This is a genomic window from Methylorubrum rhodesianum (assembly GCF_014199985.1).
In the GTDB taxonomy this organism is placed as follows: Bacteria; Pseudomonadota; Alphaproteobacteria; order Rhizobiales; family Beijerinckiaceae; genus Methylobacterium; species Methylobacterium rhodesianum.
This window is the reverse complement of the sequence record NZ_JACHOS010000015.1, coordinates 1-15,173: the sequence shown is the minus strand read 5'-3', so window position 1 is coordinate 15,173 and position 15,173 is coordinate 1. Positions and strand designations below refer to the sequence as shown.

Annotated in this window: 13 protein-coding genes; 7 read left to right on the top strand and 6 right to left on the bottom strand. The window is 70.5% G+C overall.

Features of this window, described 5'->3' with window-relative positions; genetic code table 11:
- Nucleotides 1-27: 27 nt before the first annotated feature.
- The 6 genes from HNR01_RS20285 to HNR01_RS20260 all read right to left on the bottom strand — a co-directional run bounded on the left by HNR01_RS20285 (nt 28) and on the right by HNR01_RS20260 (nt 7,551).
- Nucleotides 28-318 (bottom strand): formate dehydrogenase subunit delta, encoded by a 291-nt coding sequence (locus HNR01_RS20285; protein ID WP_017483727.1) that lies wholly within the window; start codon nt 316-318, stop codon nt 28-30.
- 229 nt (nt 319-547) lie between these two features.
- A complete protein-coding gene (gene fdhF / locus HNR01_RS20280; protein ID WP_183669400.1) occupies nt 548-3,400 on the bottom strand; it encodes a formate dehydrogenase subunit alpha in 2,853 nt (950 codons plus the stop codon).
- Nucleotides 3,401-3,411: 11 nt separating this feature from the next.
- Nucleotides 3,412-4,971 (bottom strand): formate dehydrogenase beta subunit, encoded by a 1,560-nt coding sequence (locus tag HNR01_RS20275; protein WP_183669399.1) that lies wholly within the window; start codon nt 4,969-4,971, stop codon nt 3,412-3,414.
- Complete coding sequence (locus HNR01_RS20270; RefSeq protein ID WP_017483730.1) at nt 4,968-5,441, bottom strand: formate dehydrogenase subunit gamma; 474 nt, start codon at nt 5,439-5,441, stop codon at nt 4,968-4,970. Before HNR01_RS20270 ends, HNR01_RS20275 begins: the two co-directional genes overlap by 4 nt.
- A 324-nt stretch (nt 5,442-5,765) precedes the next feature.
- Entirely contained in the window at nt 5,766-6,983 is a 1,218-nt protein-coding gene (locus HNR01_RS20265) for a serine hydrolase domain-containing protein (protein ID WP_183669397.1), read from the bottom strand.
- A 73-nt stretch (nt 6,984-7,056) separates the two neighbouring features.
- A complete protein-coding gene (locus tag HNR01_RS20260; protein WP_183669395.1) occupies nt 7,057-7,551 on the bottom strand; it encodes a DUF427 domain-containing protein in 495 nt (164 codons plus the stop codon).
- Nucleotides 7,552-7,651: 100 nt separating this feature from the next.
- Here HNR01_RS20260 and otsB point away from each other — a divergent pair, with 100 nt between their 5' ends.
- From otsB to HNR01_RS20225, 7 genes are all read left to right on the top strand, one after another.
- Nucleotides 7,652-8,407 (top strand): trehalose-phosphatase, encoded by a 756-nt coding sequence (gene otsB, locus HNR01_RS20255; protein ID WP_183669393.1) that lies wholly within the window; start codon nt 7,652-7,654, stop codon nt 8,405-8,407.
- Nucleotides 8,408-8,497: 90 nt separating this feature from the next.
- On the top strand, nt 8,498-9,499 hold the full coding sequence (locus HNR01_RS20250) for a glucokinase (protein WP_183669391.1): 1,002 nt from the start codon (nt 8,498-8,500) through the stop codon (nt 9,497-9,499).
- 161 nt (nt 9,500-9,660) lie between these two features.
- A complete protein-coding gene (locus tag HNR01_RS20245) occupies nt 9,661-10,557 on the top strand; it encodes a DUF3108 domain-containing protein (RefSeq protein ID WP_183669389.1) in 897 nt (298 codons plus the stop codon).
- Between the two features lie 207 nt (nt 10,558-10,764).
- Complete coding sequence (locus HNR01_RS20240; protein ID WP_183669387.1) at nt 10,765-11,109, top strand: hypothetical protein; 345 nt, start codon at nt 10,765-10,767, stop codon at nt 11,107-11,109.
- Nucleotides 11,110-11,197: 88 nt separating this feature from the next.
- Nucleotides 11,198-14,596, top strand: coding sequence for a helicase-related protein (locus tag HNR01_RS20235; RefSeq protein WP_183669385.1), 3,399 nt, complete (start codon nt 11,198-11,200; stop codon nt 14,594-14,596).
- A 22-nt stretch (nt 14,597-14,618) separates the two neighbouring features.
- On the top strand, nt 14,619-14,894 hold the full coding sequence (locus HNR01_RS20230; RefSeq protein ID WP_096487203.1) for an RNA-binding S4 domain-containing protein: 276 nt from the start codon (nt 14,619-14,621) through the stop codon (nt 14,892-14,894).
- 121 nt (nt 14,895-15,015) lie between these two features.
- Nucleotides 15,016-15,173 (top strand): GTP-binding protein (locus HNR01_RS20225; RefSeq protein WP_246417579.1); only part of this gene is annotated, 158 nt, incomplete at its 3' end.

Below are 15,173 nucleotides of genomic sequence, written 5' to 3'. Positions count from 1 at the left end.
TCTCAAGCCATCGGGCCGCGAAGCGTATCAGCCCGCGTCGCTGGCGCCCTCGCCCGCGAGCTGCGGGTTGCGGGTGGCCGGGCGCACCGGGCTCTCGGTCGTCGGCTCCTCGCGAAGCGCCTTGTGCACCAGGGGGTCCAGCCGCTCGCCGGCCTCGTCGGCATAGCCTTCGAGGTCGCGGCGCATCTTCGGCGTCCAGAACGCCACGATATGCTTGTGGATGCCCGACACCGCCTCGTCCTCCGGATAGGACCGGAAGAACAGGGCGATCTGGTTGGCCATCCGAACCAGCTTGTCGTTGAGATTCGTCGCGCTCATCGCCTGCTCGGGCTTGTGTGTCTTGATTCGATGCCGTGCCGGCCCGGCTCGCCGGTCCGTCCTCGCGGGGCGGAACCGAAGCGATCCAGGGCGCCGCTCGGTCCGGAGCGGTCACGCGGCTGGATTGCTCCGCTTTCCGCTCGCGAGGATGGACGACGCGGCCGCTTCGTACGGTCAGAGTCGAGGGAGTGAGGGCGGACCGAAGGCCCGCCCCCGGAACTCGGAGAAACTACTCCGCGGCTTCGGCGATGCGGGTGAGCGAGAAATCTTCCTCGAAGAATTTCGCCTGCCAGTCGGAGGGCCGGTTCGTGCGCCGCACCTGCACCGCCGTCACCTTGTATTCGGGACAGTTGGTGGCCCAGTCCGAAAAGTCGGTGGTGATGACGTTGGCGCCGGTCTTGGCGTGGTGGAAGGTCGTGTAGACGATCCCCGGCTGCATCCGTTCGGTGACCTTGGCCTTCAGCGCGATGTCGCCCGAGCGGCTCTCCAACGCAACCAAGTCGCCGTCGACGATGCCGCGCATCTCCGCGTCGAAGGGATGGATCTCCAGCACGTCCTCCTCGTGCCAGCGCGAGTTCTCGGTGCGCCGGGTCTGCGCGCCGACATTGTACTGCGAGAGGATGCGTCCGGTGGTCAGGATCAGCGGGAACTTGCCCGTGGTCCGCTCGTCGGTCGGCACGTATTCCGTGATCATGAAGCGGCCCTTGCCGCGCACGAACCGGTCGACGTGCATCATCGGGGTGCCGAGCGGCGCCTTCTCGTTGCACGGCCACTGGATCGAGCCGAGTTCCTCCAGCTTCTGGTAGGAGACGCCGGTGAAGCTCGGGGTGAGGCGGGCGATCTCGTCCATGATCTCGGACGGGTGGCTGTAGTTCATCTCGTAGCCGAGCGCGCGGGCGAGCAGGATCGTGCCCTCCCAGTCGCCGTAGCCGCCGAGGGGCGCCATCACCTTGCGCACGCGGCTGATGCGCCGCTCGGCATTGGTGAAGGTGCCGTCCTTTTCCAGGAACGAGGCGCCCGGCAGGAAGACGTGGGCGTACTTGGCCGTCTCGTTCAGGAAGATGTCCTGGATCACGATGCACTCCATGGCCTTGAGGCCGGAGGTGACGTGATGGGTGTCGGGGTCGGACTGCGCGATGTCCTCGCCCTGGATGTACATGCCCTTGAACGTGCCGCCGACGGCCTCGTCCAGCATGTTGGTGATGCGCAGGCCCGGCGCGCTGTCGAGCTTGGCCCCCCAGATCGCCTCGAAGCTCTCGCGGGTGGCGTCGTCCGAGACGTGGCGGTAGCCCGGCAGCTCGTGCGGGAACGAGCCCATGTCGCAGGAGCCCTGCACGTTGTTCTGGCCGCGCAGCGGGTTCACGCCCGCGCCCACCATGCCGATATTGCCGGTGGCCATGGCGATGTTGGCCATGCCCATCACCATGGTCGAGCCCTGGCTGTGCTCGGTCACGCCGAGGCCGTAGTAGATCGCCGCCTTGCCGCCGGTGGCGTAGAGGCGGGCGGCCTCACGGATCGCCTGCGGATCGACGCCGGTGATCGCCTGCGCGGCCTCCGGCGAGTTGCGCTCCTCGGCGATGAAGCGGGCCCAGGACTCGAACTCGGCCAGATCGCAGCGCTCGCGGACGTAGTCCTCGGCGATCAGCCCCTCGGTCACGATCACGTGGGCGAAGGCGTTGATGAAGGCGACGTTGGATCCGGGCTTCAAGGGCAGGTGGTAGTCGGCCTTGATGTGGGGCGACTTCACGAGGTCGATCTTGCGCGGGTCGGCGACGATGAGCCGGGCGCCCTCGCGCAGGCGCTTCTTCATGCGCGAACCGAAGACCGGGTGGCCGTCGGTCGGGTTGGCGCCGATGACGAGGATCACATCGGATTCCTCGACCGACTTGAAGTCCTGCGTGCCGGCGGAGGTGCCCAGCGTCGACATCAGGCCGTAGCCGGTCGGCGAGTGGCAGACGCGGGCGCAGGTATCGACGTTGTTGTTGCCGAAGGCCGCGCGCACGAGCTTCTGAACGAGGTAGGCCTCCTCGTTGGTGCAGCGCGACGAGGTGATGCCGCCGACCGAGTCGCGGCCGTACTTCGCCTGGATGCGCTTGAACTCGGAAGCGGCGTGGTTGATCGCCTCCTCCCAGGAGACCTCCCGCCACGGATCCGTGATCTTCTCACGGATCATCGGCTTGGTGATGCGGTCCTTGTGGGTGGCGTAGCCGTAGGCGAAGCGGCCCTTGACGCAGCTATGGCCCTCGTTGGCCTTGCCGCCCTTGTAGGGCACCATGCGGATGACCCGGTCACCCTGCATCTCGGCCTTGAAGGCGCAGCCGACGCCGCAATAGGCGCAGGTCGTCACCGCCGAATGGTCGGGCTGGCCGAACTCGTGGACCGTCTTCTCCTGCAGGGTCGCGGTCGGGCAGGCCTGGACGCAGGCGCCGCAGGACACGCATTCGGACTGCATGAAGTTGGTCGGGCCGGCGGCGACGCGGCTGTCGAAGCCGCGGCCCTCGATGGTGAGCGCGAAGGTTCCTTGCGTCTCCTCGCAGGCGCGGACGCAGCGGTTGCAGACGATGCACTTCGACGGGTCGTAGGTGAAGTAGGGGTTCGACTCGTCCTTGGGCAGGTAGCGGTCGGAGGACGGCTTGACGTGGTTGTCGCCGTCATAGCCGTAGCGCACGTCGCGCAGGCCGACCTGACCGGCCGTGTCCTGAAGCTCGCAATCGCCGTTGGCGGCGCAGGTCAGGCAGTCGAGCGGGTGGTCGGAGATGTAGAGCTCCATCACGCCCTTGCGCAGGCGGTGCAGCTTGTCCGACTGCGTGTGCACGACCATGCCGTTCTCGGCCGGCGTGGTGCAGGAGGCCGGCGTGCCGCGCCGTCCGTCGATCTCGACGAGGCACATGCGGCAGGAGCCGAAGGGCTCCAGCGAGTCGGTGGCGCAGAGCTTGGGGATCTTGGTCCCCATATGCATCGCGGCGGCCATGACCGAGGTGCCCGCGGGCACCGTCACGCTCTCGCCGTCGATGGTCAGCGTCACCGTCTGCTCGTTGAGCCGGATCGGCGTGCCGTAGTCGATTTCCTTGATGAGGGTCATCGGCTGCCTCCTCACTCGGCCGCGACGGGGAGATCCCCCGCGCGCCGAAAATCTTCCGGGAAGTTGGTGATCGCGCTCATCACGGGCATCGGCGTCAGGCCGCCCATGGCGCAGAGCGAGCCGTCGGTCATGATCTCGCAGAGATCCTCGACGAGCTTGAGATTGGCCTCCGGGCGGATGCCGGAGATGACCTTGTCCATGGTCTCGACGCCGCGGGTGGCGCCGATGCGGCAGGGGGTGCACTTGCCGCAGGATTCGGTGGCGCAGAACTCGAAGGCGAAGCGGGCCTGTCTGGCCATGTCGACCGTGTCGTCGAACACCACGATGCCGCCATGGCCGACGAGGCCCTTGTTGGCCGCCATCGCCTCGTAATCGAGGGGCGTGTCGAGCAATTCGTCGGGGAAGTAGGCGCCGAGCGGACCGCCGACCTGCACCGCCCGCACCGGACGGCCCGAGGCCGTGCCGCCGCCGAACTCGTCGATGACCTGCCGGATGGTGATGCCGAAGGCGTACTCGATCAGGCCGCCATGCTTGATGTTGCCAGCGAGCTGGATCGGCAGGGTGCCGAGCGAGCGGCCCATGCCGTACTCGGCATAGGCCTTGGCGCCGTGCTCCATGATGTAGGGCACGGCCGTGAAGGTCATCACGTTGTTGACCAGCGTCGGCTTGCCGAGGAAGCCCTTGAGCGCCGGGATCGGCGGCTTGGCCCGGACGATGCCGCGCTTGCCCTCGAGGCTCTCCAGCAGCGAGGTTTCCTCGCCACAGATATAGGCGCCGGCCCCGAGCCGGACTTCCAGATGGAAGCTTTTGCCACTTCCCAGGATGTTGTCGCCTAGCACGCCGGCCTTGACGCCGTTGGCGATGGCGTCGCGCAGGGTCTTGAAGCTCTGCGGGTACTCGGAACGACAGTAGATGTAGCCCCGCGTGGCGCCGGTCGCGACCGCGGCGATGGTCATGCCCTCGATCAGGTTGAAGGGGTCGCCCTCCATCATGATCCGGTCGGCGAAGGTGCCGGAATCGCCCTCGTCGGCGTTGCAGACCACGTATTTCTGGTCCGACTTGGCCAGCATCACCGTGTTCCACTTGATGCCCGCCGGGAAGCCGGCGCCGCCGCGCCCGCGCAGCCCTGAATCGCGCACCTGGGCGACGATGCCCTCGGCCTCACACTTCAGCGCGGCTTCGAGACCGCGATAGCCGCCATGGGCCCGGTAATCCTCGACCGAGACCGGATCGACCACGCCGCAGCGATGGAAGGTCAGGCGATGCTGCTTGGCGAGAAAGGGAATTTCCTCGGGCTTGCCGAGGCGGAGGGCGTGCGCGCCGCCCTCGACGAAGCCGGCGTCGAGCAGGCCCTCGACATCGCCCGGGGTCACGGGGCCGTAGGCGATGCGGCCCTCAGACGTCGCGACCTCGACCATCGGCTCGAGCCAGAGCAGGCCGCGGGTGCCGGTGCGGACGATGCGCACGTCGAGGCCGCGCCGTTCGGCCCCGGCGAAGATGGCGCGGGCGACGCGGTTGGCGCCGAGCCCGAGGGCGACGGCGTCCTGCGGGACGTAGACGGTGATGCTCACGCGCGGGCCTCCTTGAGGGCGGCGTCGAGGGATTCGGCGGAGAGGCGGGCCAGCGGCTCGTCATCGACGAGGGCGGCCGGCGCGTTGGCGCACAGGCCCAGGCAGTAGACCGGCTCGACGGTGACACCGTCGGCGCTGGTGCCGTGCCAGTCACAGCCCATCCGCGAGAGGATCTCGCCGTGCAGCCGGTCGGATCCCATCGCTTGGCAGGCCTCGGCCCGGCACAGCTTCACGTGATGGCGCCCGGCCGGCGGCTCGCGCCGGAAGTCATGGTAGAAGGTCAGGCAGCCATGCACTTCGGCGCGGGACAGGTTGAGCGCCTCGGCGATCATCGGCACCGCTTCCGCGTCGACGTAGCCGAAGGTTTCCTGCAGAGCATGCAATATAGGGAGAGTCGCGCCCTCCAGAGATTGCAGCTCGGCGACGATCCCGGCCGCGCGGGTGGCGTTCCAAGGCTCGGCACTCGCCATGTTTTCCTGCCCAACTTGGTTTTGTTCTAAGGCTGGATCCAACCAGCGCCGGCACTAAAGTTCAATCAAGCTGTCTCGTGAGACGACAAAAAATCTCGATCAAAACGACGAGTTTGCACTGCATCAACCGTGTAATCAGGGTTTAAGATTTTTTTGAAACCACACTCAAGCTTTTCTTGGGAGCGCCAGGCAAGGCGGCGCATGGGCAGTCGATTCTACAATTATCGTAAGGGCTTACGTGCGCGCGACCGGCTCGCGGGCCCGCCACGAGGCTGCCCGCCGTCCCTCTCGGAGATGCGGTCGACGGCGGGATCGCGGCCCGCTTCAGACGTCGATCGCGGCGTAGGTCAGCACGCGCAACTCACGCCGCAGGGGCAGCGCCGAGGAGGGGACGAGCTGGGCGAGCAGCACCACCGCCATGTCCTCGTCCGGATCGATCCAGAACGAGGTGCTCGCCACCCCGCCCCAGGAGACTTCCCCCGGCGTGCCGAGGATCTGGGCGCGGGCGGGATCGAGCATGACCGAGAATCCGAGCCCGAAGCCGATGCCGGCATAGGAGGATTCGGCGAAGCGTGGCTGCCCCATGGCGGCGAGGTCGCCGGGCAGGTGGTTCATCAGCATCAGTTCCACGGTCTTGCGGCCGAGAAGCCGCACCCCGTCGAGCTCGCCGAGATTCAGGATCATCCGGCAGAAGCGCAGGTAATCGGCGGCGGTGGAGACGAGCCCGCCCCCACCCGAGGCCAGCGGCGGCGGCGACAGGAAGCGGCTGCCGACGCTGTCGTCGTAGAGGCGCAGTCTCCCGGCGCGGTCGAAGGCGTAGTTCGCCGCAAGCCGCGCCTGCTTCTCCTGCCGGACGAAGAAATCGGTGTCGTCCATGCCGAGCGGGCGCAGGATGCGCGCGCGCATGAAATCGGCGAAGTCCTGGCCCGACACCACCGACACGAAGTGGCCGAGCACGTCCGTGGCCACCGAGTAGTTCCACTCCGCTCCCGGCTGGGCCAGGAGCGGCTGCTGCGCGAGCCGCGCGACCAGTTCGCCGAGCGGCAGGGTCGAGGTCTGGAAGTCGATCTCGTTCTGCCGGTAGAGCGCGTCGACGAGGGTCGCCTCCATGAAGCCGTAGGTCAGACCGCTGGTGTGGGTGAGGAGGTCGCGGATGGTGATGGGGCGGAGCGCCGGCTCGGTCTCGAGCTTGGCCCGGTTGCCGCCGGTCACCACCCGCATCTCCCCGAACTCGGGCAGGACGCGCGCCACCGGATCGTCGAGCTGAAACAGCCCCTCTTCGTAGAGCATCAGCACCGCGAGCGAGGTCAGCGGTTTCGTCATCGAGTAGATGCGGGTGATCGTGTCGGCGGCGAACGGTTTTTCCCGCGCGAGGTCGGCGTGACCGTGGGCGCGGAAGAAGGCGGTTCTTCCGCCGCGAAGAACGCTGACCGAGAGGCCGGCGAGGCGCCCGCTCTCCACGTAGCGCCGCATCCAGGCGTCGATCCGCTCCAGGCGGTCGGGGCAGAGGCCGACATCTCGGGGATCGGTCTCGACCTGCATGCAAGGCTCCTCGCGTTCGTGTCCTAAGGCCGGTGTAGCGGCCTCAGATGGAGCGGCGCCAGCCCGGAAGCGGTTACCAGCCCATCGTGCCGGGTCCGCCCTTGAACGGGCCGACGAGGCCCGGCGTGATCCAGCCGCCGTAGAAGCCGCCGGGCTGCGGCTCGGCCCGCACGTCGCCGACGAGGCAGGCATCCATCGGCCCGGCATAGAAGGCGACGTAGCCGGCGATCGACCGGAAGTCCGGCGTCGGGTCGGGATAGGCCCAGGCCGCCCCCGGCGCCCGCTTGGCGCCGCCCGTCACGTCGAACAGCACCGCCCGGCCCTTCCACTCGCAGATCCCCGCCCGGCGCGGGGGCCCGAGCACGCCCGCCGCGATCGCCTCGGGCGGGAAGTAGTAGGTCGGCGGGTGACTCGTCTCCAGCACCCGGAATCCGGCCGTGGTCGCGGCGATGGTCTGACCGCCGAGGATCACCGTCAGGCGCTCCGGCACCGGCTCCAGCCGGGGCGGGCGGGGATAGTCCCAGACGCTTTCCTGCCCCGGGCCGGGGCGGACGGGGATGGGGCGCACGGGGTCCTCCGTAGGTGTCGCATCGGGGGTGGCGCATCACCGGTTTGTCGCAACCCGCCCCCATGCTAGCGCAGGGAGAGCCCGAGAGAAGGACGACGCCGTGAGCGACACCGCAGACTACGCCCTGTTCCTCGATTTCGACGGCACGCTCGTCGAGATCGCACCGAGGCCCGATGCGGTGCGGGTCGATCCCGATCTCGTGCCCGCCCTGGAGCGGCTGCGCGAACGGCTCGGCGGGGCGCTCGCGATCGTCACCGGGCGGCCGGTCGCGGTGATCGACGACTTCCTGACGCCGGCCCGGTTCGACGTCGCCGGCCTGCACGGCGTCGAGCGCCGGGTGGACGGGCGCTTGAGCGGGGGACGGCCGGAGGATCACCCGGACCTTCGCGCGGGCGTCGAGCGGCTGCACGCGGAGACCGCCCGCTACGAGGCCGTGCTGATCGAGGACAAGGGCGCCTCGGTCGCGGTGCACTGGCGGCTCGCCGCACCGGGGGATGCGGAGGCGGCCGAGGCGATCGTCAAGGCCGTGGCGAGCGATCTCGGCGCCGCCTACCGGCTCCAGCTCGGCAAGGCGGTCGGCGAGATCGTGCCGGCGGATGCCACCAAGGGCCACGCGATCCGCGCGTTCCTGGAGGCCCCCCCCTATGCCGGCCGCCGGGCGATCTTCCTGGGCGACGACCGTACCGACGAGATCGCCTTTGCCTCGGTCAACGAGGATGGCGGGGTCAGCGTGCGCATCGGCGAGGGCGCGACGGTGGCGAGCCGGCGCCTGACCGATCCGGCCGCGGTGCGCGCGCTGCTCACGGCCTGGGCCGAGGGCGCGCCGATCGACCCGGAGGCGCTGCCCGCCGCCTGACACCGGTCGCCGCTTGGTTCACAACTTGCCGAACGGCCCGCGCACCCTCTGTTAGGGTCGCGGCGAAGCACGGCGAGAAGCGAGAGGCGGATGTTCGAATTTCCGGTGCTGATCGGCGATGTCGGCGGGACCAATGCCCGCTTCGGCCTGATCGAGACCAAGGGCGCGCCGCCCCGTCTCCTCTCCCGCGAGGCGACCCACGGCCACCCCGAACCGAGCGCGGCGATCCGGGCCTCCCTCGCTCAGAGCGGGGCACCGGCGCCCCGCTCGGCGATCCTGGCGATCGCGGGCCGGGTCGATGCGCCGGCCGTCCAGCTCACCAATGCCGATTGGCTGGTGGATGCCGCCGCCATCGGCCGGGATTTCGGGCTCGCCCGGGTCGCCCTCGTCAACGATTACGTGCCGGTCGCTGCCGGCGCGGCCGGCATCGCGCCCGACGACCTGACCCCGATCGGCCCGGAGATGAGCGAGGCCCGAGGCCCCCGCCTCGTGCTGGGGCCGGGCACCGGCTTCGGCGCCGCCGCGCTGATTCCCTACGAGGACCGCCTCGCCATCGTCTCGACGGAGGCCGGCCACACCGATCTCGGACCGACCGACGCCGAGGAGGCCGCGATCTGGCCGGCGGTCGAGCGCGTCGAGGGGCGGGTGACGGTGGAGACGCTGCTCTCCGGCCCGGGACTCGCCCGGCTCTGCGCGGCGATCCGCGCGGTGCGGGCGGGGGGCGACGGATCCCTGTGCGACCCGGCCGAGATCACGAATACCGGGCTCTCGGGCGAGGATCCGCACGCGCAGGCCTCGCTCGCCCTGTTCAGCAGGCTGCTGGGCCGGGTCTGCGGGGACCTTGCCCTGACCTTCCTCGCCACCGGCGGCGTCTATATCGGCGGCGGCATCGCCCCGCGGATCGTCCCCGTCCTGCGCGGGGGCGGCTTCCGCGAGGCCTTCGAGCGCAAGGCGCCCTTCGCCGAGCAGATGCGCAGCATCCCCACCAGCATCATCACCGTGAAGGACCCCGCCTTCAGCGGCCTCGCGGCGCTGGCGAGCGAGAGCGGCCGCTTCGTCTATCACGGGCAGAGCTGGATGCCGGGCGGCTGAGCCGGCGGTCGGGCTCCGAAGCCAGTCCCGCTGCAGGCGACCGCGCGCATCCCCCTGGCGCCGGCCGAACGGTCTGTTAACCATGGGTCGCGATAAGCTCGACCGTCCGGCCCGCCTCGTCCCGAGACGGCCGGAGCGTGGAGCCGCCCAGAGTCCCGACCATGCGCGCCAAGCCTTCCCTTTGCGCCCGCTTCCTCGTCCTCGCCGGGGCGCTCGCCCTCCCGGCCGCGGCAGGGGCCGCACCGCGGGCCCACAAGACCAAGGCGGCGCCCGCGGGCGTCGCGGTCGATTACAGCGTCAACCTTGCCGGCATTCCGATCGGCAACGCCCAGCTCACCGGCGCCTTCGAGGGCGCGCGCTACCGCGTGGACGTCTCGGCGGTGCTGACCGGCCTCGTCGGCGCGGTGACCGGCGGACAGGGCTCGGCCCGCTCCTCGGGCAGCATGGCCGCCGCGCCGCTGCCGAACGCCTTCTCGATCGCCACCCGCACCAGCAGCTCGGGCATCGCCGTGCGCATGGCGCTGGCGAACGGCAACGTCACCCAGGCCGAGGTGACCCCGCCGCTCCTCGACACCGGCGACCGGGTACCGGTCACGGCCGCGGCCAAGCGCGGCGTGATCGATCCGGCCAGCGCCCTGATGATGCCGGCCCGGGCCCGGGCCGATCTCACCGACCCGGAGAACTGCAACCGCACGCTCCCCGTCTTCGACGGCGCGACCCGGTTCAACGTGGTCCTGAGCTACGGCGAGACCCGGCAGGTGGAGAAGCCCGGCTACAGCGGCCCGGTTCTGGTCTGCAACGCCCGCTACGTCGCCATCGCCGGCCACCGGCCCGACCGGCCGGGAGTGAAGTTCATGGAAGACAACCGCGACATGTCGGTCTGGCTCGCCCCCGTCGAGGGAACGCGGGTGCTGGTGCCGATGCGGATCGCCGTTCGCACCACCCTCGGCACCAACATCATCGAGGCGGTCCGCTGGACCCGGACCGGCACCGCGACCGCCACCGGCGGCGAGGCCCAGCCGGCCGCCGTCGCCGATGCGAGCCTGTCGCAGCGGTAGTTTTTCGCACCGGGATGCGGCTCGCCCGTACCGCTCCCGCCCTCATCCTGAGGTGCCGACGCGAAGCGGCGGCCTCGAAGGATCCTCCAGGGGTCGCGCGGGATCTGGAGCCTCCGTCAATGCCCGCTGACGCGGGCACCTCACGATGAGGAAGGCGGGTTGGGACACGAATTCGAACGGGGTTCGAAAGCGGTCAGAGGGTTTTCCATGCTCCGGTGCACGCCCCCTACAACCCGGAAAAGCGCACTCCGGCTCCTCTGCCTCGCCCCGCCGCTCCTCGCCGCGCCCGCCGCCTGGGCCGGGGAATCCCTCACCACCGGTCCCGATTGCGGCCCCGACGCCTTCTCCTCGGCCCAGGTGATCGAAGGCCGACCGCCCCGGCGCGGCCCGCTCACGGCGATGCCCGACACCCTCTGCACCGACCTGACGCCGCAGCAGCCGCAGCCGCGGATCGACATCTACGCCTATCCCAGCCTCGGCGCCCCGGCTGGCGCCCCGGGCGCCGGCATCCCATATGAGGGAAGGCCGCAGCGTTACCTCCCGTCCCGCTAGCGGCCGTTCTCCGTCGCAGGGCCCACACGCCCGGCTGCCCTCCGCTCCGCCGACGGCCCTCAGCGCCGCAGGGATCGCCGCCCTCCGCATGACGCTCCGCACCCTTCACCGCGAGGCCCGCGCGCGCGGCGTCACGGCGGTGCTCGGCCCGACGAATACGGGCAAGACCCACATGGCGATCGAGCGGATGCTGCTGCATCCGACGGGCATGATCGGCCTGCCGCTGCGGCTGCTCGCCCGCGAGGTGTACCTTCGCGTCGTCGCCAAGGTCGGCTCCGAGAACGTCGCCCTCGTCACCGGCGAGGAGAAGATCAAGCCGGACCGGCCGCGCTACTGGATCTGCACCATTGAGGCGATGCCGCGCGACCTCGAGGTCGCCTTCGTGGCGATCGACGAGATCCAGCTCGCCGCCGACATGGACCGCGGCCACGTCTTCACCGACCGCCTGCTCTACCGGCGCGGGCGCGAGGAGACGCTGCTGATCGGCTCCTCGACCATGCTGCCGCTGGTGCAGGCGCTGATCCCCGGCGTGCAGACGACGACGCGGCCCCGCCTCTCGAGCCTGACCTTCGCGGGCGAGAAAAAAATCTCGCGGCTGCCGCACCGCACGGCGATCGTCGCCTTCTCGGCGGAGGAGGTCTACGCCATCGCCGAACTGATCCGGCGCCAGCGCGGCGGGGCGGCGGTGGTGCTCGGGGCGCTCTCGCCCCGCACCCGCAATGCGCAGGTCGAACTCTACCAGTCCGGCGATGTGGACTACCTCGTCGCCACCGATGCGGTCGGGATGGGGCTCAACCTCGACGTCGACCACGTGGCCTTTGCCGCCAACTGGAAATACGACGGCACCCGCTTCCGCAAGCTGACGCCCGCCGAGATGGGCCAGATCGCCGGGCGCGCCGGCCGCCATACCTCCGACGGCACATTCGGTTCGACAGGACGCTGCCCGCCCTTCGAGCCGGAGATGGTCGAGGCGCTGGAGACGCACGATTTCGAGCCCGTGCGCATGCTGCAATGGCGCAATCCCGATCTCGATTTCGCCTCGCTGGAAAAGCTGCAGGCGAGCCTCGACGAGCATCCGCACGAGCAGGGCCTGACCCGCGCCCCCATGGGCGAAGACCAGCAGGCGTTCGAAATCCTGATGCGCGAGGACGACATCCGCGACATGGCGAAGGGGCCGGCGGCGGTCCGGCGCCTGTGGGACACCTGCGGGGTGCCGGACTACCGCAAGGTCCATCCGCAGACCCATGCCGACCTCGTGGCGCAGCTCTACCGCTTCCTCATGCGCGGCATGGCGGGGCGCATCCCCAACGACTGGTTCGCCCGCCACGTGGCGGCGATCGACCGGACCGACGGCGACATCGACGCCCTGTCCCAGCGCATCGCCCAGGGGCGCACCTGGACCTTCGTGGCGAACCGCCCCGACTGGTTGCTCGATCCTCTGCATTGGCAGGGCGAGACGCGTCGGGTAGAGGACAGATTGTCCGACGCCCTGCACGAGCGCCTCGCGAGCCGCTTCGTCGACAGGCGCACCAGCGTCCTGATGCGGCGCTTGAGAGAGAAGACGATGCTGGAAGCCGAAATCACCTCCGGCGGTGACGTCACCGTCGAGGGTCAACATGTGGGCCGTCTTCACGGCTTCCAATTCGTGCCCGACCCCCAGGCCGAGGGCCACGAAGCCAAGACCCTGCGCTCCGCCGCGGAGAAGGCGCTGGCCGGCGAGATCGAGGCGCGGGCCGACCGCTTCGCCTCGGCGGCCGACGCCGCCCTGGTGCTCTCGCACGACGGCGTGATCCGCTGGACCGGCGACCCGGTCGCCAAGCTGACGCCGGGCGACAAGCTGTTCGAGCCGGGCATCCGCCTCGTCGCCGATGACAGCCTCGCCGGCGCGTCCCGCGAGAAGGTCGAGACGCGGCTGACCGCGTGGCTGCGGGCGCATATCGTGCGCCTGCTCGGGCCGCTGATGGAGATCGAGTCGGCCGCCGACCTCACCGGGCTCGCCCGCGGCATCGGCTATCAGGTGGTCGAGGCGCTCGGCGTGCTGGAACGGGCCAAGGTGGCGCACGAGATGCGCAGCCTCGATCAGGACGGGCGCGCCAACCTCCGCCGCCACGGCGTGCGCTTCGGCGCCTACCACATCTTCCTGCCGGCGCTGCTGAAGCCGGCGCCGCGCACGCTCGCCGCCCAGCTCTGGGCGCTCAAGAGCGGCGGCCTCGACCAGCCGGGTCTCGACGAGATCGCGCATCTGGCCAGCTCCGGCCGCACCTCGATCAAGGTCGATCCCAACATCGCCAAGGGCCTCTACCGCGCCGCCGGTTTCCGGGTCTGCGGCGAGCGTGCGGTGCGCGTCGACATCCTCGAGCGCCTCGCCGACCTGATCCGCCCGGCGATCGCCTACCGCCCCGGTACCACGCCGGGCGAGCCCCCGGCCGGCACCGCCGACGGCGACGGGTTCGTGGCTACCGTCAACATGACCTCGCTGGTCGGCTGCTCGGGCGAGGATTTCGCCTCGATCCTGAAGTCGCTCGGCTACGTGGCGCAGACCCGCCCCGGCCCGGCCATCACCGTGCCGCTGGTCGCCGCCGCGCCGACCGTGCCCGCCGCGCGAGCCGCCGAGGCCGCACCTTCGGACGAGACGGTGACCGAGGCGCCGGCTCAGGACATGGCCACCGAGACGGCGGGCGACCCCGCCGTCGAGCCGACCTCCGAGGACAGCGTCGAGGCGCCGACGGAGGCCGCCGCTTCCGAAGCCGAATCCGCTGCGGCGGAGACGGCCGAGTCTCCCGCCGAGTCGACGGCTCCGACCGAGGAGCCGGCACGGGCCGAGGCCGCGACGGGGGAAACGCCTTCCGAGACGGCTGCCACTGAAGCTGCTGCCCCCGAAGCTGCGGCGCCGATGCCGGCCGAGACCGCGGTCGCTGCGGAGGAGGCTGCGGTGACCGGCGAGGTCGAGGCGGTGGACGCCGCCGATTCGGCGCTTCCCGCCGAAGAGCCGACGACGGAAGAGCCTGCCACGGAAGCCGTCGTCGCCGAAGCCGGCACCGAGCCGGCCGAGCCGGCGGCGCCCGAGACCGTCGAGGTCTGGCACCTGCACCGCCCGCAGCGCCATTCCGGCCAGCGGCCCGGCCGCGGCCAGGGACGTCAGGATGGGCGCCAGGACGGACGGCAGGAAGGTCGGCAGGACGGCCGCCAGGATGGACGCCACGGCGAGCGGCGGGGCGACGGCCCACGCCGTCCCCGCGAGGACCGTCCGGAGGGCGGTCGCCCGGCCCGCGCCGAGGGGCGGGGGGACGGGCGTCGGGACGGCGAGGGGGGTCCACGCCGCGATCACCAGGGCCCGCGCAACCGGCCCGACCGCCGCGACGACAACCGCCGCCCGAACGCCGAGCCGCGTCCGCCGCGCCGCGAGCGCCAGCCCGATCCCGATTCGCCCTTCGCGGCGCTCGCCGCACTGAAGGCGAAGCTCGAATCCGACGGGGGCAAGCGCTGAGAGCGCTTCGCCCGAGCGCGGAATGAGCGAGGGCCGCCAGCGCCTCGACAAGTGGCTGTGGTTCGCGCGCTTCGCCCGGACCCGCTCGATGGCGGCCCGTCTCGTGACCGACGGCCATGTCCGCGTGAACGGTACCCGCGCCGATGCACCGGCCAAGGCGGTCCATTGCGGCGACGTCCTGACCGTCGCCGCGCCCCACGGCACGATGCTGGTGCGGGTGCTCGATCTCGGCGAGCGCCGCGGCGGCGCACCGGAGGCGCAGCGGCTCTACGAACCGGTCGGCGACGGCTCTTCCTAAGGGCTCAAACGCGGCAATTCGGTCTCCCGGCAAACCTGCCGCTTGATCATCGCCGCGCAAGCCTCTAAGCGGACCGCGCCTTTACGCCCGGCAGCGGCCGGTCCCGCGGTAGGATTGCACGATGGCCAAGGAAAAGTTCACCCGTTCGAAGCCGCACTGCAACATCGGCACGATCGGGCACGTTGATCACGGCAAGACGTCGCTGACGGCGGCGATCACGAAGGTTCTGGCGGAGTCGGGCGGGGCGACCTTCACGGCCTACGACCAGATCGACAAGGC